Source organism: Yoonia sp. I 8.24, assembly GCF_022096995.1.
Classification (GTDB): Bacteria; Pseudomonadota; Alphaproteobacteria; order Rhodobacterales; family Rhodobacteraceae; genus Yoonia.
In genome coordinates, this window is the sequence record NZ_JACXGQ010000001.1 from 553,593 (window position 1) to 579,586 (window position 25,994).

Sequence of the window (25,994 nt, forward strand, 5' to 3'; positions counted from 1 at the left end):
TACGTCAAAAGCGTGGCGGTCTAAATGGCCGCCGCGACTTCGGCCACGATGCCATCGACGGTTTGCGCGAGTAACGCATCGTCTTCGCATTCTGCCATCACACGGATCAGCGGTTCGGTCCCTGATTTGCGGATCAGCAGACGCCCTTTACCAACCAGCGATGCTTCAGCCGCTTTAATCGCATCCTGCACGGATTGCGCCGCAAGCGGGTCTTGCCCCGCCGTGTAACGCACGTTTTTGAGCATCTGCGGGACGGTTTCAAAGCTCTTGCTCAGCGCGCTCGCCTTCTTGCCCGTCTCGATCATCGCGGCAAGGAATTGCAGCCCCGCAAGCAACCCGTCGCCGGTTGTCGCAAAATCGGTCATCACGATGTGACCCGATTGCTCTCCGCCAAGGTTCCAGCCATTTGCGCGCATCGCTTCGACCACATAGCGGTCGCCGACCGCCGTACGCGCAAGATTAAGCCCGCGCCCATCAAGATAGCGCTCTAGCCCAAGGTTCGACATCACCGTCGCGACCAGCGTGCCGCCGTTCAACCGCCCTTGATCCGCCCAACGCCCCGCCAAAAGCGCCATCAGTTGATCGCCATCAGCCACTTGGCCGGTTTCATCGATCATCATCACCCGGTCAGCATCGCCATCAAGACAAATACCCACGTCGGCCCCTGTTTCAAGAATTTTTGCAGCGGCCGCCTGCGGGCTCGTTGAGCCGCAGTTTTCATTGATATTCAAACCGTTGGGCGCCACCCCAACAGGGATCACTTCGGCGCCTAGCTCCCAGAGAACTTCGGGGGCGACACGGTGTGCGGCGCCATTGGCGCAATCAATCACAACCTTCAGCCCATCCAACCGCATCCCACTTGGGAAGGTGGATTTGATCCGTTCGGCATAGCGAAACCGCCCATCATCCACACGTTTCGCCCGACCGATATTTTCGGCCTGCGCTGGGGTGATGTCGCTTTCGATCAATGCTTCGATTTCTGTTTCGGCCTCATCAGACAGCTTAAACCCGTCCGGCCCAAAGAATTTAATGCCATTGTCATGATGCGGGTTATGGCTCGCGGAAATCATGATCCCCACATCTGCGCGCATCGACGTGGTCAACAGCCCAACCGCCGGTGTCGGCACAGGCCCTAGCAACAGCACATTCATGCCCGTACTGGTCAACCCGGCTGTCAGCGCATTTTCAAACATATAGCCAGAGAGGCGCGTATCTTTGCCGATCACGACGCGGTGCCCATTGGAGCCGTCATTGCGAAAATAACGCCCGGCGGCGGCCCCAATTTTCAACGCCATATCGGCGGTCATTGGATAGGTGTTTGCCTTGCCGCGCACGCCATCCGTGCCAAAAAATTTACGTGCCATGTTTTAAACTGCCCCGTTGATTGCCCATTCCAGGTCAAGCGCCTGTTTGGTGGCGCTTATATCGTGAACGCGGAGCAGTTGCACCCCTTGACGCGCGCCGTGCAAGGCCACGGCAACCGATCCCGGCACGCGATCTGCGGCATCTTGCCCACCGCCCAGCGTGCCGATAAATTTTTTACGCGACGCGCCCAACAGTACCGGACACCCCAAGGCGTGAAACAACGATAATCCACGTAGCAAAGCCAAATTGTGATCCAGCGTTTTGCCAAAGCCAATCCCCGGATCAACGACGATGCGGTCGCGCGCAATACCGGCTGCAACCGCATGGTCGATACGCTGTGCAAGATAGTCATACACATCTAGCAAAACGTCATCGTAACGCGGATCTTGTTGCATCGTGGCAGGCGCACCTTGGGCATGCATCAGGCAGACAGGCACTCCGGCTTGGGCTGTGACTGCAGCGGTGGCCATATCATACGCCAGCGCAGAGACGTCATTGACCAAATTGGCACCTGCGGCAATCGCAGCCTGTGCGACCGGTGCTTTGCGTGTATCAATCGAGATTGGGCGATCGCTTTGCGCGCGGATCGCCGCAATAACAGGCGCGGTGCGCGCGATTTCAACTTCTACAGCTACGGTTTCAGCACCCGGACGCGTGCTTTCGCCGCCAATATCAATAATCGACGCGCCCGCCTGCACCATCGCAACCGCATGGGATACGGCAACATCGGCGGCACAAAACTTCCCGCCATCAGAAAAGCTATCAGGTGTCACGTTCAGGATGCCCATCAAATGCGGGCGATCCATGTCCATGCCTGCAATCGGGCGAGATGTGCGCGTCAATCGGGCCAACACTGCGGGCGGGATGTCATCCGCTGCGATCCATTGGTCCGCCTGCCCACGGCGACGCATAATTGCCTGATCAAACCAACATGCGCCCCCTGCAAGCCGATATGCGCCGAGCGCACGATCTGCCCCCATACGGACAATCGGCTGGTAGTAGATCGTCATACCAGCACTTTGTTATGGCCGTCATTCACCCGCGTCGGCACAGAGCATGTCGGCGCATCGTCGCCAATAACAAGCAGTTCCTTGGCATCAATTTCTTGGGCAAACCACGCCACAAGCTGCCCCGCGTCACGCGGGCTCGCCGAAGGGCCATCCACCGCATCCAGCACAATCTTTGAAGGCGCCCAAATACAGATTTGATCGTTCTTCATCGCCCAATCCAATTCGGTCCGCGTGCCCACCACCATACAGCGGCGATCACGACTGGCGAGCAACCACGCGTTTTGTTCAATCGCGAGCAAATCAATACGGCGTTGCGCCAGCGCGTTTTGCGATTGCGGCGCGGCCACATCAGCCGACCCGACGCAAATAATCAACGGGGCATCCCGATCAGACAGCTGGTCAATCCACCCGGCCAAATGCGGCGAGGCAATAGCGCCGTTAGACAGATAGACCACACGCGGATGCGGGGCCTCTACATGGGATTGCCCCGCGTCAGCGATGCCATCGCGTGCGCGCATGATTTCCACCCCAAGCGAAAACGGGCCGCGATCCAGCTTCTCAATCCGTACAAAGACGCGTTCGGCCTGCGGTTCCAGCAATATCCGTTCAGCCACACGTGCAGCGAGGGTCTCAAGCAGGTTGATCCGCTCAGCTTCAAGCTCGATCCCGATGGCTTCGGTGACTTTGTCATAGGATAAGATACGGTCGACATCGTCGTCGATCACGCCAAGCGGCGAGACTTCGACGACAACATTGAAACGCACCCGCTGCAAATGCCCCCGCTCTTGCTGAAACGCACCGATTTCGACCTGCACGGTATAGTCGCGCAGAGAAATACGGTCACATGGGGTTTGGCTGCTGGCTTCTGCACGTTCGCTCGGATGCGCAAATGCTAGCCGGATTTCATCTGTCATAGGCGCGTCCCGTCAATCAACGTCAATTGTGGATCGCATATAGATCAAATACGGGTCGGGCAACCGCAGGCCACGACACTCGCCGTAGCAATGGCGACGCTATTTAGACGCGGTACGCACTGGCTGGCGGTAAAAATAGTGCGATCCAATTGACGCGGTGCGCGGGAACCGTTGCGCCCAAGATGGGCTCACCGCTTTGGTATGGTAATGCGTCGCACCACCAGTCAGCACGCGCGGCGCGCCATCAATCAAGATACGCGCAACTTTGCCCACACGTTCCCAAGCGCGTGGTTCGTTGATCACTTCAGCGCGCCCATCACAAGTATAGGTAAACTGGCAAGCATAGCGACGCCCTGTTCCTTGGTTAATCACGCCGCAAAGCGTTCCCGGATAGGCGCTGCTGTCCACGCGGTTCAAGATCACCTCACCGACGGCAAACAGACCCTCAACGCTTTCGCCACGCGCTTCAAAATATAGCGCCTCGGCCAGACATTCCCATTGCGTATCGCCCGTCGCAACGGACTGTGTCGCAAGATATTCTGCGTTGTAGATTTCGCCAGTTTGAGTTTGCACACCACGTTCGTCAGCTGGGGGGAGGCTCGTCAGCAAGCTCAGTCGGCTATCGGGGACAACAGAAAGCGCATCGCGTTCTTGACCAAGGATCGCACCAAGGCGGCTTGCCAAAACTTCATCCGCAAACGCGGCTGACGCGCTAAAGGAAACCGATGCCGCAACAACCGCGACCCAAACTGATTTAAGAAACGTCATATTTTCCCACCACGGAGACCACGCGGCAATGCCCCACGCAAGCGTCGGTGTCTTTAGGGGAAAGAAATCGCCACGTCCACCCCCTCAAACGGGGGCGCGACAAAAGACGCCACGGAATAGCGACACTTACGACATCTAACGCAATATCAGAACATTTTCAAAGCGAATGCAACAACATTATTTGGCTAATTTTGCATTAAGTTGATCCGTAAGCGCCAGTTGCGCCGCAGTGAGTCGCGCGACGGGCACACGGAAAGGTGAACAGGACACGTAATCAAACGCATGTTCCCGGCAAAACGCAATCGCCGTTCGGCTGCCCGCATGTTCGCCACAAATCGACAAGGTTACATCCTTGCGGCCTTTTCGGCCCCGCTCTGCCCCCAGCGCGACAAGTTCGCCGACACCTTCGACATCCAGCGTGTGGAACGGGTCTTCGGCGTAAACGCCTTGTTGGACATAGGCTGACATGAAACGGCCCGCATCATCACGTGACAGGCCGTAGGTCATCTGCGTCAGATCATTTGTCCCGAACGATAGGAATGACGCATATTCAGCGATATCTTCCGCCCGCAAGGCCGCGCGCGGTGTTTCAACCATCACGCCAAGGCGGTAATTAAGCGCGGATTTGCTTTTGCTTAGTACTGCATTTGCAACGGAATCAACACGGGTTTTCACAAGTTCCACTTCACGCATCGCGCTGACAAGCGGGATCATAATTTCTGCAGAAATATCAACGCCTGCTTCGCCCACTGCCACCATCGCCTCAAAGATCGCTTGGGCTTGCATGTCATAGATTTCAGGGATCGCGATCCCAAGACGCACACCGCGCATGCCGAGCATCGGGTTATATTCAGACAGCGCGTTCACCCGTTCGGTGACATCAGACAGCGGCAGCGCAAGCTGTTCTGCCAAATCGCGCAGGCCAGCTTTGTCCGAAGGTAGGAATTCATGCAGCGGCGGGTCAAACAGGCGCACGCAAACGCTTTTGCCTGCCATAATCGTAAACAGGGCCTCAAAATCGTCACGCTGCATCGGCAACAAACGATCCAGCACCGCGCGCCGATCATCAGAGCTTTCGGCGAAAATCATTTCGCGCATGACCCCCAACCGATCCCCGTCAAAGAACATATGTTCCGTGCGACACAGCCCGATCCCTTCGGCAGCAAAATTCTGGGCAGCTTGGGCATCGGCAGGGGTATCCGCATTCGCGCGCACGCCGATATCACGATAATCATCGGCCCATTCAAGTAAGGTCTGAAAGGCCCCATCAAGGGCAGCTTCAAGCATGGCGGGCGCGCCAGCAAGCACTTCGCCCGTGGTCCCGTCAACGGTAATCACATCGCCCTTGGCAAATTTGCGCCCGTCCGGGCCGCTGATCACAGATTTCTTCCGGTCAATCGTCAGATCAAACGCGCCCACAACGCACGGCAGCCCCAAACCGCGCCCGATCACCGCCGCGTGGCTGGTCACACCGCCACGCATGGTCAGCACAGCCTGCGCCGCATGCATGCCGCGAATATCTTCGGGGGTGGTTTCGCGGCGCACAAGCACGCAGGCTTCGCCGCGGGCAGCACTTGCCTGGGCTTCAGCCGCAGTTAACACAATACGCCCTGACGCGGCGCCCGGACTGGCGGCAATGCCGCGCACGATCAAATCGCGCTTGGCGTTTGGGTCGACCTGACGGTGCAGCAATTCTGACAGGGCCGCGGGTTCAACCCGCATCACGGCCTCTTCGCGCGGGATGATGCCATCCTGTGCCAAGGCAACCGCAATCCGCACAGTGGCACGCGACGACCGCTGCACCCGGATCGCATCCAGAATAAACAGCTCTCCACGGCGCAACGTAAACTTGATTTGCATCTCTTCGCGCAGCCTTTGGCGGGCCAAAGCCCCATGTGCCAACAATTGGGCGAATACCGCAGGGCAGCATTCCTCGAGCGATGGACCGCGACCATCTTTGCACAGATAAATCGCGCCTTCCGCCTCGCGCAGGCCCGGCCTGCCGTTGCTTTGGGGCAGATAGCGGCCCCGTACGCGCGGCAACCCAGATTGGGCGTCAACAAATTCAATCTCGCCAGAGCCGCTTTCGTCGGGCCCGACACCCAAGACCATCGCCTGCACCACAAGGCCCAGCCCTGCATCGATAGGGGCGCCCTTTGCCTGACGCAGCAATCGCGCGGTTGTGCCATCCCATGCGCGGGCCATTGATCGCAAAACCTCGGCCAATTGTACACCGACATCTTGGGGGAACACCTCGTCTGTTTCGACCTCATAGGTGTCCAACATCGCCCTTAGGCTGGCCGCATCGGCGACGTCTGGCAGATAAAACGCGTCTGGATCAAGCCGCGCCACATGCACCGCATAGGCCTGCACAAACCGCAGATAGATCTTGGTCGCTTCAGCTTCGCCAAGCTGTTCCACCAATTCCGCGTGGCGCGCATCATTCATGCCAACATGCAGCATCGCACCCGGCCCGCCCCAGTCAGGATCAAGGCTGGATGGGCGCACTGACAAAAGTGGCGCATCGCCAAACGGGGCGAGCAACGCCACCATCTCCGGCATCTGCCCTACTGCGATCTCGCGCACAGAGTCAAAAGACAGCGCAACCGTCATAGGCACAGGCATATCCAAGCGGATCAGCCGTTGCAGGCATTTGGCCCGCCCGCCATGCACATCCGCCGACATCGCAGCCGTGGGCGTGATCAAGGTCAATGGCTGGATATCTGTCATTTGCTGCACTGCGGCGAACCCCCATACTGTCGGTGCAGCATAGAGGGTTGCCTACCGAATAGGCAAAGGAAACTTAACAGTCTTGTGACTATCCTTCTATCTTGGTCAAATCAGCGACAGACAAGCATAGATTTCTGATACGTGACAAGAGGTTAAGGCGATTACGACGCAACACTTGGCTATCGGCGTTTACCTGCACATCAGTAAAAAATGCGTCAACTGCGGGGCGAATTGCCGCCATCGCGGTCATGGCTGTGCTGAAATCTTCAGCAGCCATTGCAGGCGCGATCTTTGCATCTGCGGCATCAAGGGCGGCAAACAGCGCCTTTTCGGCGTCATCTTCGGCGAATTTAATGTCCGCGCCATAGGAATATTCAACACCGTCTTTTTCTTCGGCCTGCGTCAGAATGTTATTGGCGCGCTTGAACCCTTGAATAAGGTTTTCACCATCATCCGTGGCCAATGTTTCCGCCAAAGCCTCTGCCCGTTTAACCAATAACGTCAGATCATCATTCCCCGGCATCGCAATGCAAGCGTCGATGATATCGTGACGAATACCTTTGTCCTTGAGAAAGACTTTGAGGCGGTCGTGGAAGAAGGAGAGGAGGTCTGCTGCCATCGCGTTCATCGCCGCTAATAGCTTCTTGTTCGCTTCTTCGTCACTGGTGTCGGCAGCCTCGGCGCGCAGTGCCTCAAAAACTCGAGCAGCTTCGTTCTGTTTCCCAGCCTCTATCAAAGCAAGTGCCGCCTTATCGGCCATCATAGCATACTCTGAGCCACGCACACGGGCCATATGCTTCAGCACAGTTAACTGAAACACAGGTAGTAATTTAGACGAAACTGAATTCTCCAGCACCAACCGAATAACCCCGAGCGCAGCCCTACGCAGCGCAAACGGGTCTTTTGACCCGGTCGGTTTCTCGTCAATCGCCCAAAACCCGGTCAGCGTGTCGATTTTATCGGCCAATGCCACGGCTACGGATACAGGCGCGGTTGGCACATCGTCGGATGGGCCTAGCGGGGAATAGTGTTCTTGGCAGGCGGCGGCGACAGATGCGTCCAGTCCTGCCTCGGTCGCATAGTAACGCCCCATCAACCCTTGCAATTCAGGAAATTCATAGACCATTTCTGACGATAGATCGGCCTTGGCCACACGTGCTGCTTGTTCGGCCAATTCCGGGTCTGCGCCAACCGCAGGTGCGATTTCGCGCGCAAGTGCCGCGATGCGCTCAATCCTGTCTTTTTGGCTGCCTAGCTTATTGTGGAAGGTCACGTTCGACAGGCTTTCCAGCCATGGGTCCATCCCCGCCTTTGCCACACGCAAATCGTTTTCCCAAAAGAATTTTGCATCCGCCAAACGGGCGAACAGCACCTTTTGGTTGCCCGCCAAAATAGTCGCACCATGATCGGCGGTTTCCATGTTTGCGACGGTCACAAACCGTTCAATCCGGCTTGTTTTCGGGTTGCGCACGGAAAAGAACTTCTGGTGCTCTTTCATCGACGTTTGCAGCACCTCGGGCGGCAGCCCAAGGAAGGTGTCGGCGATCTGTCCCAACAGCACAACCGGCCATTCGACCAGCCCGGCGACCTCTGCCAACAATCCGCGATCCTCGACCACTTCAAGCCCCAGCGCAAAGGCTTGGTTCGTGGCGTCATGCCAGATGAGTTCCGCACGTTCATCGGCGCGCAAGATCACATGGGCGCGCTTTAACTTTGCCTCGTAATCATCAAAGCCCGTGACGCTAAATGCATCCGGCGCGAGGAAACGGTGCCCGCGCGTACTGTCACCCGATGTGATGCCATCGATATCAAGCGGCACGACCTGCGCGCCTGCCTCGTCCGACAGAATGCAGATGATTGAATGTAAGGGGCGCACCCATTTCAACGGGCCGTCACCCCAGCGCATCGATTTCGGCCATGGGAAATTGCGGATCGTTTTTTCAAGCACTTCGGCGATGATATCGGCGGCCAAGCGGCCCGGTTTTTCGATCACGGCAAAGTATACTTGGCCCTTCTTATCGTCGCGGATTTCTAGGTCTTCGCGTGTCACCCCTGCCCCGCGCAAAAATCCGTCGATCGCTTTGTCAGGCGCGCCGACCTTGGGGCCTTTGCGTTCTTCACGGGTGGCCTTGCTTTCCGCTGACAGCCCATCAAGCGACAATGCCAAACGGCGCGGCGTCGAAAAGGCCGCAGCGCCCGCATATGTCAATCCAGCCTCGACCAGACCATCCGTCACCAGTTTTTTCAGATCATCGGCCGCACGCGTTTGCATACGGGCGGGGATTTCCTCGGAGAAGAGTTCAATCAGCAGATCAGGCATTAGTTCTGGCTTTCGGGTTTTGGAGGGCAGCCTTCGGGGACAGGATTGCCGTCAAAGACAACCTCGCCGCAGGCGTTAATTTCATGCCACGCATAGGCGCGGCCATCGGGGTAGACGGCAACGATGCGGTCAATCCCGTAGTGGATGTTTTCGGTGCCCAAAAACGCAATCGCGTCCCCGGTTTCAAGGTCCGCGCCGATTTGGTCAGCGTCGAAACAGTCAAACCAACCGGGCGCGACGCGCGGCTCCGCCTCATCCGCGATGACATAGGTTTCGGTCAACATAGCTTGGCTTAGCACGGTGGTGAAACAAGCGCGGTAGCGGATTGGACTACTGTCAGAATCGATGGCATCAAAGCTGTCGTAAATGATCGGCTCGGCCTCGCCTGTGACAACAGATGTCAGCTCGACCTGCGCATCTGCGGCGTCCACTTCGACGTAATACGCATAGACCTGAAGGTAATAAAGCGCGACGCCCGCGACCAATGCTGACATGATGATCCCCACAATTGCGATACGAACCCCGGACATTAGGCTGCCGCCCCGCCGGCTTCGGTTTGAACGAATGCATCGGCGCATGCTTTGGCCAACGTCCGTACGCGACCGATATAGGCTTGGCGTTCGGTGACCGAGATCACGCCGCGCGCGTCGAGCAGGTTAAACAAATGACTGGCTTTAATGCATTGATCATAGGCCGGGTGTGCCATGATGATGCGTTTGCCGGTTTTGGGGTCTTCGGCTGGCTGTTCAAGAATGCGCTGGCATTCGGCCTCGGCATCTTTGAAATGTTGCAGCAGAATATCGGTGTCCGCCACGTCAAAGTTCCAGCGCGCGTATTCTTCCTCGGTTTGTTTGAACACATCGCGGTACGTCAGCGGGCTTGGTGATTGCGGGTCGTTGAATGGCATATCCATCACGTGGTCCACGCCCAAGATATACATCGCGAGCCGTTCCAGCCCGTAGGTCAATTCACCGGATACAGGTTTGCAGTCATAGCCGCCAACTTGTTGAAAATATGTAAACTGCGAGACTTCCATCCCATCGCACCAGACTTCCCAACCCAGCCCCCATGCGCCAAGTGTCGGGCTTTCCCAGTCGTCTTCGACAAAGCGGATGTCATGCAGGGATGCGTCGATCCCGATGGCCTTGAGCGACCCAAGGTAGAGTTCTTGCAAATCCGGCGGGCTGGGTTTGATCAGGACCTGATATTGGTAGTAATGCTGCAAACGGTTCGGGTTTTCACCATAGCGCCCATCGGTCGGGCGGCGTGACGGCTGCACATAGGCGGCGGCCCATGCTTTGGACCCGAGCGCGCGCAGGGTTGTCGCCGGGTGGAACGTGCCTGCGCCGACTTCCATGTCATAGGGTTGCAAAATGGCACAGCCTTTGCTGGCCCAATAAGTTTGAAGCCGCAGGATAATTTCCTGAAAACTGCGTGGTTTGTCTGCCATGATGACCCTCATCTACAATTATGCGTTCAATAGGCTGCTGCGCCCAAAGGGTCAATTGGGCAACGGCTTGTCAAAAAATGTTCGGAATGTGTAAAAATTATGGCGCCAAGTCTTGCGCCCGACATAATCCCGCGCCAGTGATGCAGTATTGTGTCTTAAAGTGCCTTCGGAGTGGAAATGATCAAAGTAATTGCAGCGTTTGTCCTATTGAGCGTTTCGACGGTTTCAGCGGCGGCACAAGAACATTTTTGGGTTCAAGTAGAAGCCCAAACCGCATTGACCAGCGCACAAACCCGCGCGCGTGAATACGCAAGCACGCTCGACGATGTGCACGGCTTTTACTTGGGTGACGGGTTCTACGGTATCTTTATCGGCCCCTACACAGAATCAAACGCGGAAACTGCGTTGGAAACACTGCTGAGCCTGCGCGTAATTCCAAGCGATAGCTTTGTCAAAGACGGACGCCGTTTTCAGCAGCAATACTGGCCCATTGGGGGCCGTGCGCCAGAACCAGCGCGGCTACCCGATACGTCGGAAGCAACGGTAGACCCTGTCACGCAAGTTGCCGCGCCAGCGCCGCTAGCCGCGCCAAGTGATGAAACCGTTGCCGAGGCCCGCGCAAGCGAAGCCGCGCTGGAGCGCCCCGCGAAAGAGGAACTGCAAGTCGCACTACGCTGGGCCGGGCATTACAATGCCGCCATTGACGGATCATTTGGCCGTGGTACCCGCGCTGCGATGGAAGCTTGGCAGGTCGCAAACAATGAAGAGCCTACCGGGGTTCTGACAACCCGCCAGCGCGCCAAACTGTTTGAACAGTACAATAGTGTGCTCGAGGGCACCGATTTACGGCTTGTGCGCGACGACGCCTCTGGCATCCAGATGCAAATCCCGACAGGGCTTGTCGCCTTCACCGAATATAAGCCGCCTTTCGTGCGTTTTGACCCCAGTGTTGCGGAACCTCAGGCGCAAGTCTTGTTCATTTCGCAATCGGGTGATGCGGGGCGCCTTGTCGGTCTGTATGAAATCATGCAGGTGCTGGATATCGTGCCAACAGACGGACCGCGCAACCTGACAAGCACCGGGTTTGAGATCGAAGGCATCAGCGATGATCTGCATTCCTATACTTCGGTCAGCCTAGAAGGTAACGATATCAAAGGGTTTACGCTCGTTTGGCCAGCGGGCGATGACGCACGCCGCACCCGTGTGCTCGACATCATGAAAGCCAGCTTTGAACGTCTTGATGGCACACTTGATCCGGCGATCGTCCCCCCCGGTGAAGATCAATCCATTGATTTGGTCTCCGGTCTCACGGTGCGTCAGCCGACATTGTCGCGCTCTGGCTTCTATGTTTCCCAAGACGGTGTTGTCGCCACGACACCTGAAGTCATCGCGCAATGTGACCGCATCACGATTGACCGCGAAACGGATGCCGAAGTGATCGCAAGCGATGTGGAATTAGGTGTGGCGTTCTTACGCCCAACCACCGAAATCACCCCACATGGCACCGCCGCTTTCCAAACTGCTACGCCACGCCTTCAGGATCAGGTTGTCGTCGGGGGTTACCCCTATGATGGCGTTCTGAGCGCACCGACCCTGACCTTTGGACAAGTTATCGATATCCGCAGCCTGACGGGCGATGATCGGATAGGGCGCCTGTCAATTTTGCCGCAACCAAGTGATGCAGGCGGTCCCGTGTTCGATAACCACGGCGCTGTTATTGGTATGCTGCTGCCACGGATCGATGGCAATTCACAAGTTCTACCCGCCGAGGTCAACTTTTCACTTGATGCGACACAAATCGTTGCACTGATGGAAACACACGCAATCCCGACGACGATCAGTGACTCAGTGACAGAGATTAGCCCAGTGCAGATGACACGCAACGCAGCCGATATCACTGTATTGGTCAGCTGCTGGTAGTCGGTGAAGAAACGCACACCATTTGTGACCCAGGCCGAGCAATAAGTGCGACCGTTTCCTATGCCTGTTCTGCGGACAAAGCGCCCTTTCGCTGCGGCTGTGCTTAGGTCTGCTTACGGGCAAAATCCGGTTCGCCGCATTTATAACAGACAACTCTGACAGTGCTTATTGAAGAACCACAGAACTGAAATTTGGAATGACCCGATGGTCGATTGGAAGACTGATGCGAAGCCCGACCTTTACGTGAGCGTCCGTTGAACTGCAAGCGTCGCTAATTCCTGTGCTGGATTTGGGACCTTTATGCCGACGGATCAAAAGTTTGCGACAGCAACCAAAATTATTCACTTGCTTTTGAAACACCGACTTAATAACCGTGGGTTGTTTTGTTAGTGTTTGTGCAACTTTTAGTTAATCACCCGCAATCAGGAACGAAAAATGGCTGTATTTTCAAGCGTAATAGATACCATCGACGGATCATCAGACCTGGCCCAAGCAGAGAGAGAGGCGTTAGACGCTCTCAATGGATTGGCGGAGACCAAAAAGGATCTCTTTGCTAGTGACATAAAATTACTCTTACTGGATGCTGGAACCGGTCCAGACCAGTCTATCCCTATTTCCAGTATAATAGCCAGCGAAGGCCAGGCGCTCGCTTATTCATCAGACAACGCTGGGAGTATTCCGGATGTAATCGATGAGACTATTAGTTCCTTTCTCGATGGCCACGTAGACGATGTAATTGCAGGCATTTTTAACGCGCTAAGCAAAGCCCTGCAAACCTTTTTGGGTGCGGCCGAGGGGCGTGAATCTCAGATTGATCGATATTACGTTTATGCCACCGAATTTGCAATTTATCGAGTGGACTTTATGGCTTGGGCTTACTCTATTTCAGCAGAATCTTTGAAGACAAAAATCCAACAAGCCACAGCTTTTGGTTATGTTCGTTCCATTGTGGATATAGATGAAATAACGTGGGTCGACTTTTCGGGGATTTATGGTACCCAATTAGAAGACATTGACCTTGATCAAGAACAAATAAACGCTGCTAGGCAACAGATGCAAGATACGTGGAACTACCTAAAGGGTGAGAATGGTAGTGACCTTGCATCTGCCGACGCTAAACCTACTTCTTATGCCGACATAAAAGAGCGATACGTTCTACCCGGCGTGACGCACCATCGAATATAGAATGCGGCAGAGACGATAAATTATTTTTCGGCCCTCCCCTCGTTGGGTCGTGCTGCTGAGCGGAACGCAATACCCTTATAAGGCTTGAATTTTTTCCAACAATCACAAGAGGAATTAGGGCCTCTGCGCCTGTCCGTTGAAGGCGATCAGGCGTGACTTCGGGCTGCTATGGCAGCACAACGCCAGAGGGTGACGTCGGTGCGTAAAACACGAGCGGTATCATCATTGCGCTAGCGAAATGTGAATAGCAGTCATGCCTGCACTTTGCTGCATCTGACACTTCGGGCTCAATCCCGCCATTCGCTGTAGCCGATCCCAAAGTCAGCTTTGCTCATCGGGGTCAATGTTGTGACGTGAAGGGCAAAGTCGTTAGACGATCGGCATCAGTTTTTCCAAAACTTGATGGAAAGAATGGTCAGTACCACCATGATCTCAAGCCGTCCGATAAACATCGCTGCGGACAGCACCCATTTTGCGCTATCATTGATGTGCACAAAATTCCCGGCCGGGCCAATCTCGGGCCCTAAACCGGGACCAATGTTCGCGATTGCGCTCGCGGCCCCAGAAATCGACGTGATGAAATCGAGTCCCGTCATCGCGAGCAACACTGACGTCACGCCGAGTAGTAAAACAAAGGCCACAAAAAAGGCCATCACCGAACTCATGACGTCTTCACTGATGGTCCGCCCCTCAAACCGTGGCGTAAAAATGCCATGTGGTGAGTGGATTTGGCGAACCTGTGCTTTGATCGAGGCAAACAGGATTTGGTAGCGAAAGACTTTGACCGAACATGCAGTTGATCCCGCACAGCCGCCGATCAGGCCAATGAAAAAGAACAGCACGACAGGGAACGGACCCCATGTCATGTAATCCGCGTTGGAATAGCCCGTACCTGACATAATCGACACGACATTGAAGAGCGCTTCGCGGAATGCAACTTCGGTGAATTCGCCTTCGCGCCCCCAGACCCACGATGTGATCAGCAAAACGCAGATGCTGAGGATCGCTAGAAACACCCGGATTTGGCTGTCACGCAACAATGGCTGTGCGGTCCCTGCCATAAGCTGAACAAAGCGTACAAATGGCAGCGCCGCAAGGATCATAAATACGACTGCAATGTAATGTGTCGCCGCCCCGAAATTGCCAAACGAGCTGTCGTAATTGGCCATTCCACCTGTCGAAACTGTTGTCATCGCATGCGCCATCGCATCAAACGGATCCATACCCGCCGCCCCATAGGCAAGCGCGCAAGTCACCGTTAAACCGATGTAGATCACCGCAATATTGCTGGCGATTTCCCCGGCGCGCGGCAGGATTTTACCAAAAGTATCAAATGCTTCAGATCGGAAAATCTGCATTCCGCCGACCCGCAATTCGGGCAAGAAAACCATCGCCACGACAATGATCCCAACGCCGCCCAACCATTGCAAGATCGCCCGCCAAAGCTTGATTCCATCGGGCAGCATTTCCAGTCCGTCGAATGTGGTCGCCCCTGTCGTCGTTAACCCGGACATGGCCTCAAAGAACGCATCGGTAAAGCTGGCATGCGGCACCCCGATCATAAAGGGCAAGGCCCCGAATATCGGCAAGGTCAACCAGACAAGCGTGGTCAGCAAAAACGTCTGTCGCAACGTTAAGCCCTCAGCAAGCCCGTTTGCGCAAGCCATGGCCACTAAAGCACCGGTCAAAGTCGTAATGACCGCACTTTCAAAGAACACCGGCCAATGCCCGTTTTGCGCGATTGCATCCGCACCCAACGCGGCCAGCATCGTCACACCAAGCGCCGCAACGAGCAGACCAATAACATATCCAACAGGGCGAAAATCAATCATATCGCAGCGTTGAACCGACTGGCCACCAGTGTCAAGAATTCACACGGGTTTCGCGGTACATCCCCCCAGCTTAAGCCGCATAAGGTGGGTTGTCGCAACAGCTTTGGTCAAACGGCCATGGCAACCGGACGTGCAGCCCATGCGCGACAAGCGGCGCCAAAGGCTTCAAACAAGGGACGCGACACCGGATCATCGCCCGCGTTCCATTCCGGGTGCCATTGCACAGACAGCGTAAAGCCCGGCGCATCCGCGATATAGATTGCTTCGGGCGTGCCGTCGGGCGCATGCCCATCGATCACCACACGCGGACCAGCCTGTTTGATCCCCTGCCCGTGCAGCGTATTTGTCATGACGTCTTGCGCCCCCATCAGCGCCTGAAAAGGGCCATCCGGCGTGAATGCCACCTTGTGACGCAGCGCAAATTTTTCATCCAACGTGCCATCGGGGGGCATGCGATGGTTATCGCGCCCGGGTAGATCGCGAATTTCGGGATACAGCGTGCCCCCCATCGCGACGTTTACTTCTTGGAATCCACGACAGATGCCCAAGATCGGCTGCCCACGCGCCACACAGGCCCGGATCAGCGGCAACGCGATCCCATCGCGTTCGCGATCAAACTCACCATGCGCTGGGGTCTCGTTCTCACCGTATTCTTCGGGGTGCACATTTGGGCGGCCACCCGTGAACAAAAACCCGTCACAGCGCGCCATCAACGCATCAAGACAAACCATCCCTGCGCCCGTGGGTACGATCAAGGGTAACCCCTCTGCCACGTCAGCGACGGCGCGCACGTTCATTTCACCGGCGGCAAATGCCGGATATTCATCGTTCAAAAGATGTGCGTTGCCGATAATGCCAATGACTGGTTTCATAAGGTAGACCTCTCCTATGCACCTTAGATAGCGCGCTGGCGCAGCCAAGAAAAGATTAGCCGGCGCACAATCGCGCCGTCCCAAATGCACAGCCCGCCGAATTGGCGGTCCGCCATACAAACGCACAAAGCCGCGCCTTTTTCAAAAAGCGCGGCTTTGATTTAGCGGTAAAGGGAGGTTAGGCTTCGCCGATCAACCCGGCTCCTTCAAGACCGGCCATACCCGCAACCACATCGTTGTCAGATGTATCGCCCGTCACGCCAATTGCGCCAATAACGGCACCACGTTTATCACGCACCAGAATTCCGCCGGGCACAGGCACAACCTGACCACCATAGACGCCATTCACGGCTGCCATGAAATACCCCTGCTGTTCCGCGCGCGCCATTTGGGCGGTGCCCGCAAGCCCCAGCATGACGGCACCGTAAGCTTTGCCCTGCGCGATACCAAAACGCCCTGGAGCCGCCCCATCGGCGCGTTCAAATGCCTTCACGTGGCCGCCTGCATCAAGCACGACGATCGACAGGGGCTTAAGCCCCAATTCTTCGCCCTTTGCCATCGCTTTGCGAATGATGGAACGGGCTTTACTTGCTGAAATCTCTGCCATGTTTCTTACTCCTCGTAGGGTGGATCTTGATCCACCTGCGTTAGTGATTGCGTTGTGCTTTCAATTCCAACCGACGCTGATGCAACACAGGTTCCGTGTAACCAGAAGGCTGAATACGGCCCTTAAACACCAGATCGCAGGCCGCTTGAAACGCGATCCCGTCGAAATTGGGGGCCATCGGACGGTAGGCCGCATCAACTGCGTTTTGCTCATCCACCACGGCCGCCATTTTGCGCATCGCGTCCATGACTTGCCCCTCGGACACCACATCATGGTGCAACCAATTGGCCAAAGCTTGGCTCGAAATCCGGCAGGTCGCCCGGTCTTCCATCAATCCGACATCATGGATGTCAGGCACTTTGGAGCAACCAACGCCTTGGTCAATCCAACGGACCACATAGCCCAAAATACCCTGCGCGTTATTCTCAACCTCACGGGTGATCACATCGGCGGACCAATTGGCGTTCGCGGCCACTGGCACAGTCAAAAGATCTGCCAAAGTCCCGCGCGCACCGCCCGCTTTGATCTCGTCCTGACGGGCGATCACATCGATGGCGTGGTAGTGGATCGCGTGCAGCGTGGCCGCTGTCGGTGACGGCACCCAGGCGCAATTTGCGCCCGATTGCGGATGGCCCACTTTCGCGACAAGCATATCCGCCATCAAATCGGGCATCGCCCACATGCCTTTGCCAATCTGCGCCTTGCCCTGCAAACCGCAGGCCAAACCAATATCAACGTTGCGATCTTCATATGATTTGATCCAAGCGCTATCCTTCATCTCGCCTTTTGGGACCATTGGACCGGCCTCCATGCTGGTGTGAATTTCATCGCCTGTGCGGTCAAGGAACCCGGTGTTGATGAAGGCCACGCGCGATTTGGCCGCGCGGATACATTCCTTGAGGTTTACAGATGTGCGGCGCTCTTCGTCCATGATCCCGAGCTTGACAGTATTGGCCGGCAACCCAAGCACGGCCTCAACCCGGTCAAAAATTTCGCAGGCAAACGCCACTTCTTCGGGGCCGTGCATCTTGGGTTTCACGACATAGACAGAGCCATGCAGCGAATTCCCGCCATCACGTTGCAAATCATGCATCGCAATCAACGTTGTGCACATGGCATCCATTAGGCCTTCACCAACCTCGCGCCCCGCAGCATCCAAGATCGCAGGGTTCGTCATCAGGTGCCCGACATTGCGTACCAACATCAATGACCGGCCCTTATGTGTCTGGGCGCTGCCATCGGGTGCCGCATAAGTCACATCAGGGTTAAGCTTGCGGGTAAATGTCTTACCGCCCTTTGTGACCTCTTCTTCAAGATCACCACGCATCAGGCCAAGCCAGTTGGTGTAGGCGACGACCTTATCTTCGGCATCCACGGCAGCGACGGAATCTTCGCAATCCATGATGGTGGACAGGGCGGATTCGAGCACAATATCGGAAATACCGGCCGCATCCGCGCTGCCAATCGGACTGGTTGGGTCGACAACAATTTTAATCAGCAGGCCATTCGCGCGCAAAAATATCTCAGCGTCTGCATTATGACCGGCAAATTGCTGCAGATCATCGAGCGCAGGTGACAAAACCCCATCCACAACGGATAGGGCCGCAATATCCACCCAAGACCCACCAGCTAGCGGCGCAACCTTATCCAGATGCGCGCGGCCCCAAGCAATCACGCGCGCGCCACGTGCCGCGTCATATCCCTTACCACTTGGCAAATCGCCCAGCGCATCGGTGCCGTAAAGCGCGTCATAAAGACTGCCCCAGCGGGCATTGGCCGCATTCAGCGCAAAGCGTGCGTTGGTAATCGGCACCACCAATTGCGGCCCCGGAAGCGTCGCGATTTCAGGATCGACGTTGACCGTTTCAATCGCAAAATCAGGCCCTTCGGGCACCAGATATCCAGAGGTTTCTAGAAATGCCTGATAGGCAGTAGCATCATGCCCCGCGCCACGGTTGGTCACGTGCCAATCATCCAATGCGGCTTGCATATCTTCGCGTTTTTGCAACAGGTCGCGCCCGCGCGGCCCCATTTCTGCGACCAGATCAGCGAAACCGGCCCAGAACGCATCAGCGCTGACGCCCGTCCCGACAAGCGCCTTTTCATCAATGAATTGGGCAAGTTCAGTTGCGACTTGCAACCCGTGCTTTTCGATCCGATCGGTCATGGCGTCTCTCCCTGTCGGTTGCCGCGCGCAGGCAGCAACAGTGTATCATCTGATATGGTTAGAACAGTTGGATCAAGTAAGCAACAAACGCGGTAATATATTTTTACCAATTAGCAGGGGACCGCCAAATACACCTATTCGAAATGCAAGATAATCACCGCCGAACCTAGGTTGCAGCGGGTCAGATGCAGGCATAACGTCGGCGCAAAGCATAAGGACCCCCCATGTCAAACCACGCCCCCCAAACGATCTACCTGAAAGACTACACCGCCCCTGCATTTCTGGTGGATAGCGTGCATTTGACGTTCAAACTCGCACCGACAACAACACGGGTGATTTCGCGCATCGCTTTTCGGCCCAATCCAGATGCGCAATCGCGCGACTTCTTTTTGCACGGCGAAAAACTGCGTTTGATCACGGCCACGATTGACGGGCAAGCGATCACCCCCGATGTGACCGCCAGCGGGCTGACCTGCCTCGTGCCTGATGCACCTTTCGTGTTTGAAGCCGAAGTTGAAATCAACCCCGAAGCCAACACCGCGCTCGACGGGCTTTACATGTCAAACGGCATGTATTGCACCCAATGCGAGGCCGAAGGGTTCCGCAAAATCACCTACTACCCCGACCGCCCTGATGTCATGGCGGTATTTACCGTGCGCGTCGAAGGCGACCTGCCCGTCCTGCTGTCCAACGGCAACCCCATCGCAAAAGGCGACGGTTGGGCCGAATGGCATGACCCATGGCCCAAACCCGCCTACCTCTTTGCCCTTGTTGGTGGCGATCTGGTGAACCATGCTGACCAATTCATCACGGTGGACGGGCGCGATGTCGCCCTGAATATTTGGGTCCGGCCCGGTGACGATGAAAAGAAATGCGCCTTTGGGATGGGTGCGCTCAAGGCCTCGATGAAATGGGATGAAGAGGTCTATGGCCGCGCCTATGACCTTGATATTTTCAACATCGTTGCGGTTGATGACTTCAATATGGGGGCGATGGAAAACAAGGGCTTGAATATTTTCAACTCTTCCGCTGTTTTGGCCAGCCCAGAAACCGCAACGGATGCGAATTTCGAACGGATCGAAGCGATCATCGCGCATGAGTATTTTCACAACTGGACTGGCAACCGGATTACCTGCCGCGATTGGTTCCAACTGTGCCTCAAAGAGGGGCTGACCGTTTTCCGCGATCAGCAATTCACCGGAGATATGCGCGGCCATGCGGTGAAACGCATCGACGATGCGCTGGTGCTGCGCGCGCATCAATTCCGCGAAGACAGCGGCCCTCTCGCCCATCCTGTCCGGCCTGCCAGCTTTGTTGAGATCAACAATTTCTACACCGTCACCGTCTACGAAAAAGGTGCTGAAATCATTGGCATGCTGAAACGGCTTGTCGGGGATAACAGCTATCAAAAAGCGCTTGATCTCTATTTTGAACGTCACGACGGCGATGCGGCCACAATCGAAGATTGGCTACAGGTTTTCACTGATGCGACCGGCCGCGATCTGACGCAATTTGCGCTTTGGTATAGCCAAGCAGGCACGCCGCGCGTCACCGTGCGCGACACGTTTAACGATGGCACCTATACGCTGACCCTGTCCCAAGACACACCACTGACGCCGGGGCAGCCGGACAAAGCACCAATGCTGATCCCTGTGGCAATGGGCTTGCTGGATCATACCGGAAAAGAACTGGTTGCAACCCAAGTGCTAGAGCTGACGCAAGCAAGCCAAACATTTACCTTTGAAGGGTTAGAAAACAAACCTATCCCGTCGGTCTTGCGCGATTTCTCGGCGCCTGTGATCCTTGACCACCCGCAAACCGCCGCGGAACGTGCGCTGCTTCTTGCGCATGACACCGACCGATTTAACCGCTGGGACGCTGGGCGCAATTTGGCGCAGGATGTTTTGCTTGCCATGCTGCACGATGATACAGCGCCTGATAGCGCTTTTCTTGACGGGCTTGCCGCTGTGTTGCGCGATGACGATCTTGACCCGGCCTTCCGCGCACTTGTCCTGACGTTGCCCAGCCAAGAAGACACAGCCCAAGCCTTGGTCGATGCAGGCCACACCCCAGACCCGACAGCGATCGCGCGCACCCATGAGGCACTGACCGTGCATATTGCCCAGCATTTGCAAGACACATTGCCACGCATCTATGCTGCAATGACAGTGACCGGCGCCTATACTCCTGACGCGATCAGCGCGGGCAAACGCGCGCTGGGGAACCGCGTTTTGGCGCTGATGTCAAAACTCGACGGCGGCAAGCAAGCGACACAGCAATATGCGCAGGCCGACAATATGACCCAGCAGATTGCAGCGCTTGCTGCTTTGCTCAAAATCGGCAAAGGCGCTGATGAGCTCCCTGCATTCGCAGCCCAATGGCAGCACGATCGGCTTGTCATGGATAAGTGGTTCGGACTGCAAGTCAGCTGCGCCAGCCCTGATGATGCGGCCAGCGTGGCGGCCAAACTGACGACGCACCCGGCGTTTACGATGAAGAACCCCAACCGGTTCCGGGCCGTCTTTGGCGCGCTCAAGGCAAACACCGCAGGGTTTCATGCGCCGACAGGGGCTGGCTATGACTTGCTGGCGGATTGGCTGATCAAGCTCGACCCGATCAACCCGCAAACCACGGCACGAATGATTACGTCATTTGATACGTGGAAACGCTATGATGCGGATCGACAGGTTAAAATGCGGGGTGCCTTGCAACGTATTGCAGACACGCCAAACCTGTCGCGCGATACCACAGAAATGGTGACCCGTATCTTAGGCTAACCCCGGCTGTTCTGTCGCACAGCCGTTACGCGCGCTTTGTAATTTGCAAGGATGGAACATCGCATTCAACCACTGATCGCCGAGCGCGCGCCTTGGCTTTACAAAGACCGCCCCGGCACCAAGATCATGCGTACCGGGTTACACCGTATGCTGTCTTACGACACGACGCTTGAAATCGCGCAAACCTTTGCGCAGACCCCGGCCCCCGTGATCATGGATCAGATGGGCACCCGTCTGGCGCAATCGGTCACTGCACGCGGTTTAGGGCACCTGCCAGCGCATGGGGCCGCATTGGTTGTTGCCAATCACCCTACCGGGATCGCTGATGGGATCATTTTGAACCATTTGCTGGCGCGGGTAAGGCGCGATACGTATTTCTTTGCCAATAGCGACATCTTGCGGGTGCTGCCGCAGATGGATGAAATGATCGCCCCGGTTGAATGGCGGATCGAAAAACGCTGCCATGCCAAGACACGCGAGACAATGGCCTACGTGCGCAAGGCGACCAATGCCGGGCGCATGGGAGTGATTTTTCCTTCGGGTCGCTTAGCCAAACGGCGCGGGCTGCGGCTTTACGAGCGGCCATGGATGGCATCGGCGGCAATGCTGGCACGCAAATTCGACATCCCGGTGATCCCGGTGAACATCCAAGCGCGCAATTCGGCGCTGTTTTATCTGTTTGACGCGTTGCACCCGACCCTGCGCGACATCACCCTGTTTCACGAGACGCTGAACAAGTCCAAACAACCCTTCCATATTGAAATTGGCGAGCCGATTTCGGCCAGTGCGATCCCGAAAAACCCCGACGCGGGAATCGCGCTCTTGCGCAAAGCCACGCTTGCGCTTGGCGGCAAAGACGCGCCTGCCGTAAATATGGTCACCACATCCCGTCCTTGGTTAAAGTGGCCGCAAGCGGACTGATCGCAGCCTTGTTGTCTTGAAGCCCGGCCCCGGTTCTTTTAGACAGCTTTCAAACTTGCCAAAGGATGCGCAGATGCTCGACCTGACTTATGAAACGCCGACCCCAAAAGTAATCGCAGGCGCAAAGCACGACTGGGAACTTGTGATCGGGCTGGAAGTACACGCACAGGTCGCGACCAAAGCGAAACTGTTTTCCGGCGCATCGACCCTGTTTGGGGCAGAACCTAACAGCAATGTGGCTTTCGTTGATGCCGGCATGCCCGGGATGTTGCCCGTCATAAACGAAGCCTGTGTCGCGCAGGCCGTGCGCACCGGGCTTGGTCTGAAAGCAGAAATCAACCTGACATCTGCCTTTGACCGCAAAAACTATTTCTACCCTGATCTGCCCCAAGGCTACCAAATTTCGCAGCTCTACCACCCGATTGTGGGCGAAGGCGAAGTGCTGGTCGAAATGGGCGACGGCACTGCGCGCAACGTGCGGATTGAACGCATCCACCTTGAACAAGACGCGGGCAAATCAATTCACGACATGGATCCAAACATGTCGTTCGTGGACCTGAACCGGACTGGCGTTGCGCTGATGGAAATCGTCAGCCGCCCCGACATTCGCGGCCCCGAAGAAGCCGCCGCCTATGTGCTGAAACTGCGTCAAATCCTGCGCTATTTGGGCACCTGCGATGGCAACATGCAAAACGGCAACATGCGTGCCGATGTAAACGTGTCCATCTGCCGTCCGGGCGACTACGAAAAATATCAAGCAACCCAAGACTTTAGCCACTTGGGCACGCGCTGCGAAATCAAAAACATGAACTCGACCCGGTTTATCCAAGCCGCGATTGATGTTGAGGCACGTCGCCAGATCGCGCTGCTTGAAGATGGCAAAGAGGTCGTACAAGAAACACGTCTTTATGATGCGGATAAAAACGAAACGCGCTCTATGCGGTCCAAAGAAGAAGCGCATGACTACCGCTACTTCCCCGATCCTGATTTGCTCCCACTTGAAATTGAACAGGGGTGGGTTGACGATATCGCAGCCTCGCTTCCCGAACTGCCTGACGCGAAAAAGGCGCGGTTTATCGCGGATTTCAGCCTGTCTGACTACGACGCGTCTGTTTTGACCGCCGAGGTCAACAATGCCGCCTATTTCGAACAGGTGGCAGCAGGGCGCGACGGAAAACTGGCCGCTAACTGGGTGATCAACGAATTGTTTGGCCGTTTGAAAAAAGATGATGATAAGTCAGTCGACGACAGCCCGGTCAGTGCCGCGCAGTTGGGCCAGATCATCACATTGATCAAAACCGATGTGATTTCAGGAAAAATCGCCAAAGACGTGTTCGAGATTTGTTACACCACCGGCCGCGATCCAGAAGAGATCGTCGAAACCGAAGGGATGAAGCAGGTCACTGACACTGGCGCGATTGAAGCCGCCGTTGATGAAATCATCGCAGCCAATCCCGCGCAAGTCGAAAAGGCGAAGGCCAACCCGAAATTGGCCGGCTGGTTTGTTGGGCAAGTCATGAAAGCGACAGGCGGCAAGGCCAACCCAGCAGCCGTCAATAAAATTGTTGCAGCCAAGCTGGGATCATAGACGCGTGATCACGGCGTAGGGCACTTGGAAATCTGAACCGTTAGCGCTATTACTTTGGGTCTAAAAAAGGGGTGACGGAATGTCATACGAATATATGGTCGTACCGGCGCCAACGCGCGGGATAAAAGCCAAGGGCGCCCGGACAGCCGAAGAACGGTTTGCGATCGCGCTTGAGACGAAGATGAACAAAATGTCCAACGATGGCTGGGATTATATGCGCACGGACACATTGCCCGCAGAGCAGCGTGAAGGTCTGATGGGCAAAACCACCGTGTATCAAAACATGCTGGTGTTTCGGCGCGCCAAAAAGGCTCAACGCCCAGTCACACCGGCCCCTACGCCTGTTGTCGCAGCCCCTGCCCCGCCCAAGCCTGCGCCGAAGGTCGAACCAGTGAAAGAAGTCGCACCCGTGAAACCCGTATCAGATGACGCAGGTGACGCAGACGCGTAGCTACTTGATATCAATCGCGAGCGCATGAATGCGGCCGATAATATCCGGCCCCAAAGCCGCATGAATAGCACGGTGGCGCGCAATGCGTGACATGTCATCAAACTGTGCTGATGCGATCATAATACGCCAATGGCTTTCGCCCGACCCGTCATCTCCTGCGTGGCCCGCATGCTGCGCACTTTCGTTAATCACTTCCAGAACCGTTGGTGAAAATACAGCCAATGCTGTGCAAATTTCTGCCTGAATTGCCATTATTTTTCTTCTACCCTCTTCAATCTCACGCTGTGGGGTTTAAAGTCTGTTGTCCGAGTCGGAAAGGTGAGACACACCATGAAAAAGAATGATCCCTTTGGTTTTGACATGTCAGTGTCGAGTTCAAAGAAGAAAAACCCACGCGGGCGCAGGGGCCTATCAGGTGCGTCAGAAACGTCGCAGCGCATTTGTAGCCACGAAGGCTGCGAAGAAGAGGCCAAGTTTCGCGCACCCAAATCGCCTGATATTTTGGACGACTATCACTGGTTTTGCCAACAGCACGTGCGCGAATACAATCTAAAGTGGAATTTCTTTGAAACCACGACAGAGGCAGAGCTTGCCGCACAGATGACCAATGACCGTGTATGGGAACGCCCTACAAAGCCCATGAAACGGAGCGTCGAAGAACGTGCTTGGGCGCGTTTAGGCATTGAAGACCCACATCAAGTGCTCGGTGAAAACGCTACGCGCAATCCGGGTCGTGGCGCCCCAACAGGGCGTAAGTTGCCGCCAACTGAGCGCCGTGCGATCGACGTTTTAGAGGCCAAAGATAGCTGGTCAAAACCACAAATTCGCAAAGCCTACAAAGCGCTGATTAAGGTCTTGCACCCCGACATGAATGGCGGTGACCGCAGCCAAGAAGAACAGCTTTCCGAGGTTGTCTGGGCGTGGGATCAAATCAAAGTCAGCAAGCACTTTCGTGATAAGGACTAAAAACAAAAGGGGCCTATGGCCCCTTTTTTACTCGCTAAAACTAAAACGACTTAATGCAGGTGCCTGCGTTTGTGGTAGAGATTCGCCTGAGACAAGGCGCTCAACTGCCCAATTGCAGTACTATCGGTCTTACGCGTAACTTGGCGTAGCC

At 55.8% G+C, this 25,994-nt stretch carries 20 protein-coding genes; 7 read left to right on the forward strand and 13 right to left on the reverse strand.

The genetic code is table 11. The features are described from left to right. Positions 1 to 20: 20 nt before the first annotated feature. The 8 genes from glmM to Yoon_RS02865 all read right to left on the reverse strand — a co-directional run bounded on the left by glmM (position 21) and on the right by Yoon_RS02865 (position 10,557). Entirely contained in the window at positions 21 to 1,364 is a 1,344-nt protein-coding gene (glmM, locus tag Yoon_RS02830; protein ID WP_238109924.1) for a phosphoglucosamine mutase, read from the reverse strand. Positions 1,365 to 1,367: 3 nt separating this feature from the next. Then, positions 1,368 to 2,375: a dihydropteroate synthase gene (folP, locus tag Yoon_RS02835; protein WP_238109926.1), complete on the reverse strand. Its 1,008-nt coding sequence runs from the start codon at positions 2,373 to 2,375 to the stop codon at positions 1,368 to 1,370. Continuing rightward, positions 2,372 to 3,289, reverse strand: a complete 918-nt coding sequence (locus tag Yoon_RS02840) for a dihydroneopterin aldolase (protein WP_238109928.1) — start codon at positions 3,287 to 3,289, stop codon at positions 2,372 to 2,374. The genes folP and Yoon_RS02840 overlap by 4 nt, the downstream gene beginning before the upstream one ends. A 99-nt stretch (positions 3,290 to 3,388) precedes the next feature. Beyond that, positions 3,389 to 4,057 (reverse strand): cell wall hydrolase, encoded by a 669-nt coding sequence (locus Yoon_RS02845; RefSeq protein ID WP_238109930.1) that lies wholly within the window; start codon positions 4,055 to 4,057, stop codon positions 3,389 to 3,391. 177 nt (positions 4,058 to 4,234) lie between these two features. Next, positions 4,235 to 6,787 carry a putative PEP-binding protein gene (locus tag Yoon_RS02850; protein WP_238109932.1) on the reverse strand — a complete coding sequence of 851 codons (2,553 nt, stop codon included), beginning with the start codon at positions 6,785 to 6,787 and terminating at the stop codon, positions 4,235 to 4,237. A gap of 88 nt (positions 6,788 to 6,875) precedes the next feature. Continuing rightward, a complete protein-coding gene (gene glyS, locus Yoon_RS02855; protein ID WP_238109934.1) occupies positions 6,876 to 9,107 on the reverse strand; it encodes a glycine--tRNA ligase subunit beta in 2,232 nt (743 codons plus the stop codon). Then, on the reverse strand, positions 9,107 to 9,637 hold the full coding sequence (locus tag Yoon_RS02860; protein ID WP_238109936.1) for a DUF6446 family protein: 531 nt from the start codon (positions 9,635 to 9,637) through the stop codon (positions 9,107 to 9,109). Before Yoon_RS02860 ends, glyS begins: the two co-directional genes overlap by 1 nt. After that, positions 9,637 to 10,557: a glycine--tRNA ligase subunit alpha gene (locus Yoon_RS02865; protein ID WP_238109938.1), complete on the reverse strand. Its 921-nt coding sequence runs from the start codon at positions 10,555 to 10,557 to the stop codon at positions 9,637 to 9,639. Before Yoon_RS02865 ends, Yoon_RS02860 begins: the two co-directional genes overlap by 1 nt. A gap of 177 nt (positions 10,558 to 10,734) precedes the next feature. Between Yoon_RS02865 and Yoon_RS02870 the strand changes: the two genes are divergently transcribed. Both Yoon_RS02870 and Yoon_RS02875 read left to right on the forward strand, forming a co-directional pair. After that, on the forward strand, positions 10,735 to 12,477 hold the full coding sequence (locus Yoon_RS02870; RefSeq protein WP_238109940.1) for a trypsin-like peptidase domain-containing protein: 1,743 nt from the start codon (positions 10,735 to 10,737) through the stop codon (positions 12,475 to 12,477). A gap of 435 nt (positions 12,478 to 12,912) precedes the next feature. Next, the gene (locus tag Yoon_RS02875) at positions 12,913 to 13,662 is read left to right on the forward strand and encodes a hypothetical protein (protein ID WP_238109941.1); all 750 of its coding nucleotides are present in this window, start codon (positions 12,913 to 12,915) and stop codon (positions 13,660 to 13,662) included. A 383-nt stretch (positions 13,663 to 14,045) separates the two neighbouring features. Here the strand turns inward: Yoon_RS02875 and Yoon_RS02880 are convergent, their stop codons facing one another. From Yoon_RS02880 to Yoon_RS02895, 4 genes are all read right to left on the reverse strand, one after another. After that, positions 14,046 to 15,494 carry a TrkH family potassium uptake protein gene (locus Yoon_RS02880; RefSeq protein ID WP_238109944.1) on the reverse strand — a complete coding sequence of 483 codons (1,449 nt, stop codon included), beginning with the start codon at positions 15,492 to 15,494 and terminating at the stop codon, positions 14,046 to 14,048. Between the two features lie 107 nt (positions 15,495 to 15,601). Further along, the gene (locus tag Yoon_RS02885; protein ID WP_238109945.1) at positions 15,602 to 16,366 is read right to left on the reverse strand and encodes a gamma-glutamyl-gamma-aminobutyrate hydrolase family protein; all 765 of its coding nucleotides are present in this window, start codon (positions 16,364 to 16,366) and stop codon (positions 15,602 to 15,604) included. 178 nt (positions 16,367 to 16,544) lie between these two features. Then, complete coding sequence (locus Yoon_RS02890; RefSeq protein ID WP_238109947.1) at positions 16,545 to 16,973, reverse strand: heme-binding protein; 429 nt, start codon at positions 16,971 to 16,973, stop codon at positions 16,545 to 16,547. A gap of 40 nt (positions 16,974 to 17,013) precedes the next feature. Then, positions 17,014 to 19,140, reverse strand: a complete 2,127-nt coding sequence (locus Yoon_RS02895) for a malate synthase G (protein ID WP_238109948.1) — start codon at positions 19,138 to 19,140, stop codon at positions 17,014 to 17,016. 224 nt (positions 19,141 to 19,364) lie between these two features. Here Yoon_RS02895 and pepN point away from each other — a divergent pair, with 224 nt between their 5' ends. The 4 genes from pepN to Yoon_RS02915 all read left to right on the forward strand — a co-directional run bounded on the left by pepN (position 19,365) and on the right by Yoon_RS02915 (position 24,877). Further along, positions 19,365 to 21,917 (forward strand): aminopeptidase N, encoded by a 2,553-nt coding sequence (gene pepN / locus Yoon_RS02900; RefSeq protein WP_238109949.1) that lies wholly within the window; start codon positions 19,365 to 19,367, stop codon positions 21,915 to 21,917. 51 nt (positions 21,918 to 21,968) lie between these two features. After that, complete coding sequence (locus Yoon_RS02905) at positions 21,969 to 22,838, forward strand: 1-acyl-sn-glycerol-3-phosphate acyltransferase (RefSeq protein ID WP_238109950.1); 870 nt, start codon at positions 21,969 to 21,971, stop codon at positions 22,836 to 22,838. A gap of 73 nt (positions 22,839 to 22,911) precedes the next feature. Next, positions 22,912 to 24,426 (forward strand): Asp-tRNA(Asn)/Glu-tRNA(Gln) amidotransferase subunit GatB, encoded by a 1,515-nt coding sequence (gatB, locus tag Yoon_RS02910; RefSeq protein WP_238109951.1) that lies wholly within the window; start codon positions 22,912 to 22,914, stop codon positions 24,424 to 24,426. A 79-nt stretch (positions 24,427 to 24,505) separates the two neighbouring features. Beyond that, on the forward strand, positions 24,506 to 24,877 hold the full coding sequence (locus Yoon_RS02915; RefSeq protein ID WP_238109952.1) for a DUF4177 domain-containing protein: 372 nt from the start codon (positions 24,506 to 24,508) through the stop codon (positions 24,875 to 24,877). Here the strand turns inward: Yoon_RS02915 and Yoon_RS02920 are convergent, their stop codons facing one another. Continuing rightward, on the reverse strand, positions 24,878 to 25,129 hold the full coding sequence (locus Yoon_RS02920; RefSeq protein WP_238109954.1) for a BolA family transcriptional regulator: 252 nt from the start codon (positions 25,127 to 25,129) through the stop codon (positions 24,878 to 24,880). It lies immediately after the preceding gene. Between the two features lie 78 nt (positions 25,130 to 25,207). Here Yoon_RS02920 and Yoon_RS02925 point away from each other — a divergent pair, with 78 nt between their 5' ends. Beyond that, a complete protein-coding gene (locus Yoon_RS02925) occupies positions 25,208 to 25,843 on the forward strand; it encodes a J domain-containing protein (protein WP_113775732.1) in 636 nt (211 codons plus the stop codon). Positions 25,844 to 25,994: the final 151 nt, after the last annotated feature.

Coding starts and splice junctions, on each gene's coding strand:
- Yoon_RS02840 (WP_238109928.1), bottom strand. CDS start 3,289: ATGACAGATGAAATCCGGCTAGCATTTGCGCATCCGAGCGAACGTGCA.
- Yoon_RS02905 (WP_238109950.1), top strand. CDS start 21,969: ATGGAACATCGCATTCAACCACTGATCGCCGAGCGCGCGCCTTGGCTT.
- Yoon_RS02885 (WP_238109945.1), bottom strand. CDS start 16,366: ATGAAACCAGTCATTGGCATTATCGGCAACGCACATCTTTTGAACGAT.
- Yoon_RS02875 (WP_238109941.1), top strand. CDS start 12,913: ATGGCTGTATTTTCAAGCGTAATAGATACCATCGACGGATCATCAGAC.
- pepN (WP_238109949.1), top strand. CDS start 19,365: ATGTCAAACCACGCCCCCCAAACGATCTACCTGAAAGACTACACCGCC.
- Yoon_RS02865 (WP_238109938.1), bottom strand. CDS start 10,557: ATGGCAGACAAACCACGCAGTTTTCAGGAAATTATCCTGCGGCTTCAA.
- Yoon_RS02890 (WP_238109947.1), bottom strand. CDS start 16,973: ATGGCAGAGATTTCAGCAAGTAAAGCCCGTTCCATCATTCGCAAAGCG.
- glyS (WP_238109934.1), bottom strand. CDS start 9,107: ATGCCTGATCTGCTGATTGAACTCTTCTCCGAGGAAATCCCCGCCCGT.
- Yoon_RS02850 (WP_238109932.1), bottom strand. CDS start 6,787: ATGACAGATATCCAGCCATTGACCTTGATCACGCCCACGGCTGCGATG.
- folP (WP_238109926.1), bottom strand. CDS start 2,375: ATGACGATCTACTACCAGCCGATTGTCCGTATGGGGGCAGATCGTGCG.
- Yoon_RS02870 (WP_238109940.1), top strand. CDS start 10,735: ATGATCAAAGTAATTGCAGCGTTTGTCCTATTGAGCGTTTCGACGGTT.
- Yoon_RS02895 (WP_238109948.1), bottom strand. CDS start 19,140: ATGACCGATCGGATCGAAAAGCACGGGTTGCAAGTCGCAACTGAACTT.
- Yoon_RS02915 (WP_238109952.1), top strand. CDS start 24,506: ATGTCATACGAATATATGGTCGTACCGGCGCCAACGCGCGGGATAAAA.
- glmM (WP_238109924.1), bottom strand. CDS start 1,364: ATGGCACGTAAATTTTTTGGCACGGATGGCGTGCGCGGCAAGGCAAAC.
- Yoon_RS02880 (WP_238109944.1), bottom strand. CDS start 15,494: ATGATTGATTTTCGCCCTGTTGGATATGTTATTGGTCTGCTCGTTGCG.
- Yoon_RS02920 (WP_238109954.1), bottom strand. CDS start 25,129: ATGGCAATTCAGGCAGAAATTTGCACAGCATTGGCTGTATTTTCACCA.
- gatB (WP_238109951.1), top strand. CDS start 22,912: ATGCTCGACCTGACTTATGAAACGCCGACCCCAAAAGTAATCGCAGGC.
- Yoon_RS02925 (WP_113775732.1), top strand. CDS start 25,208: ATGAAAAAGAATGATCCCTTTGGTTTTGACATGTCAGTGTCGAGTTCA.
- Yoon_RS02860 (WP_238109936.1), bottom strand. CDS start 9,637: ATGTCCGGGGTTCGTATCGCAATTGTGGGGATCATCATGTCAGCATTG.
- Yoon_RS02845 (WP_238109930.1), bottom strand. CDS start 4,057: ATGACGTTTCTTAAATCAGTTTGGGTCGCGGTTGTTGCGGCATCGGTT.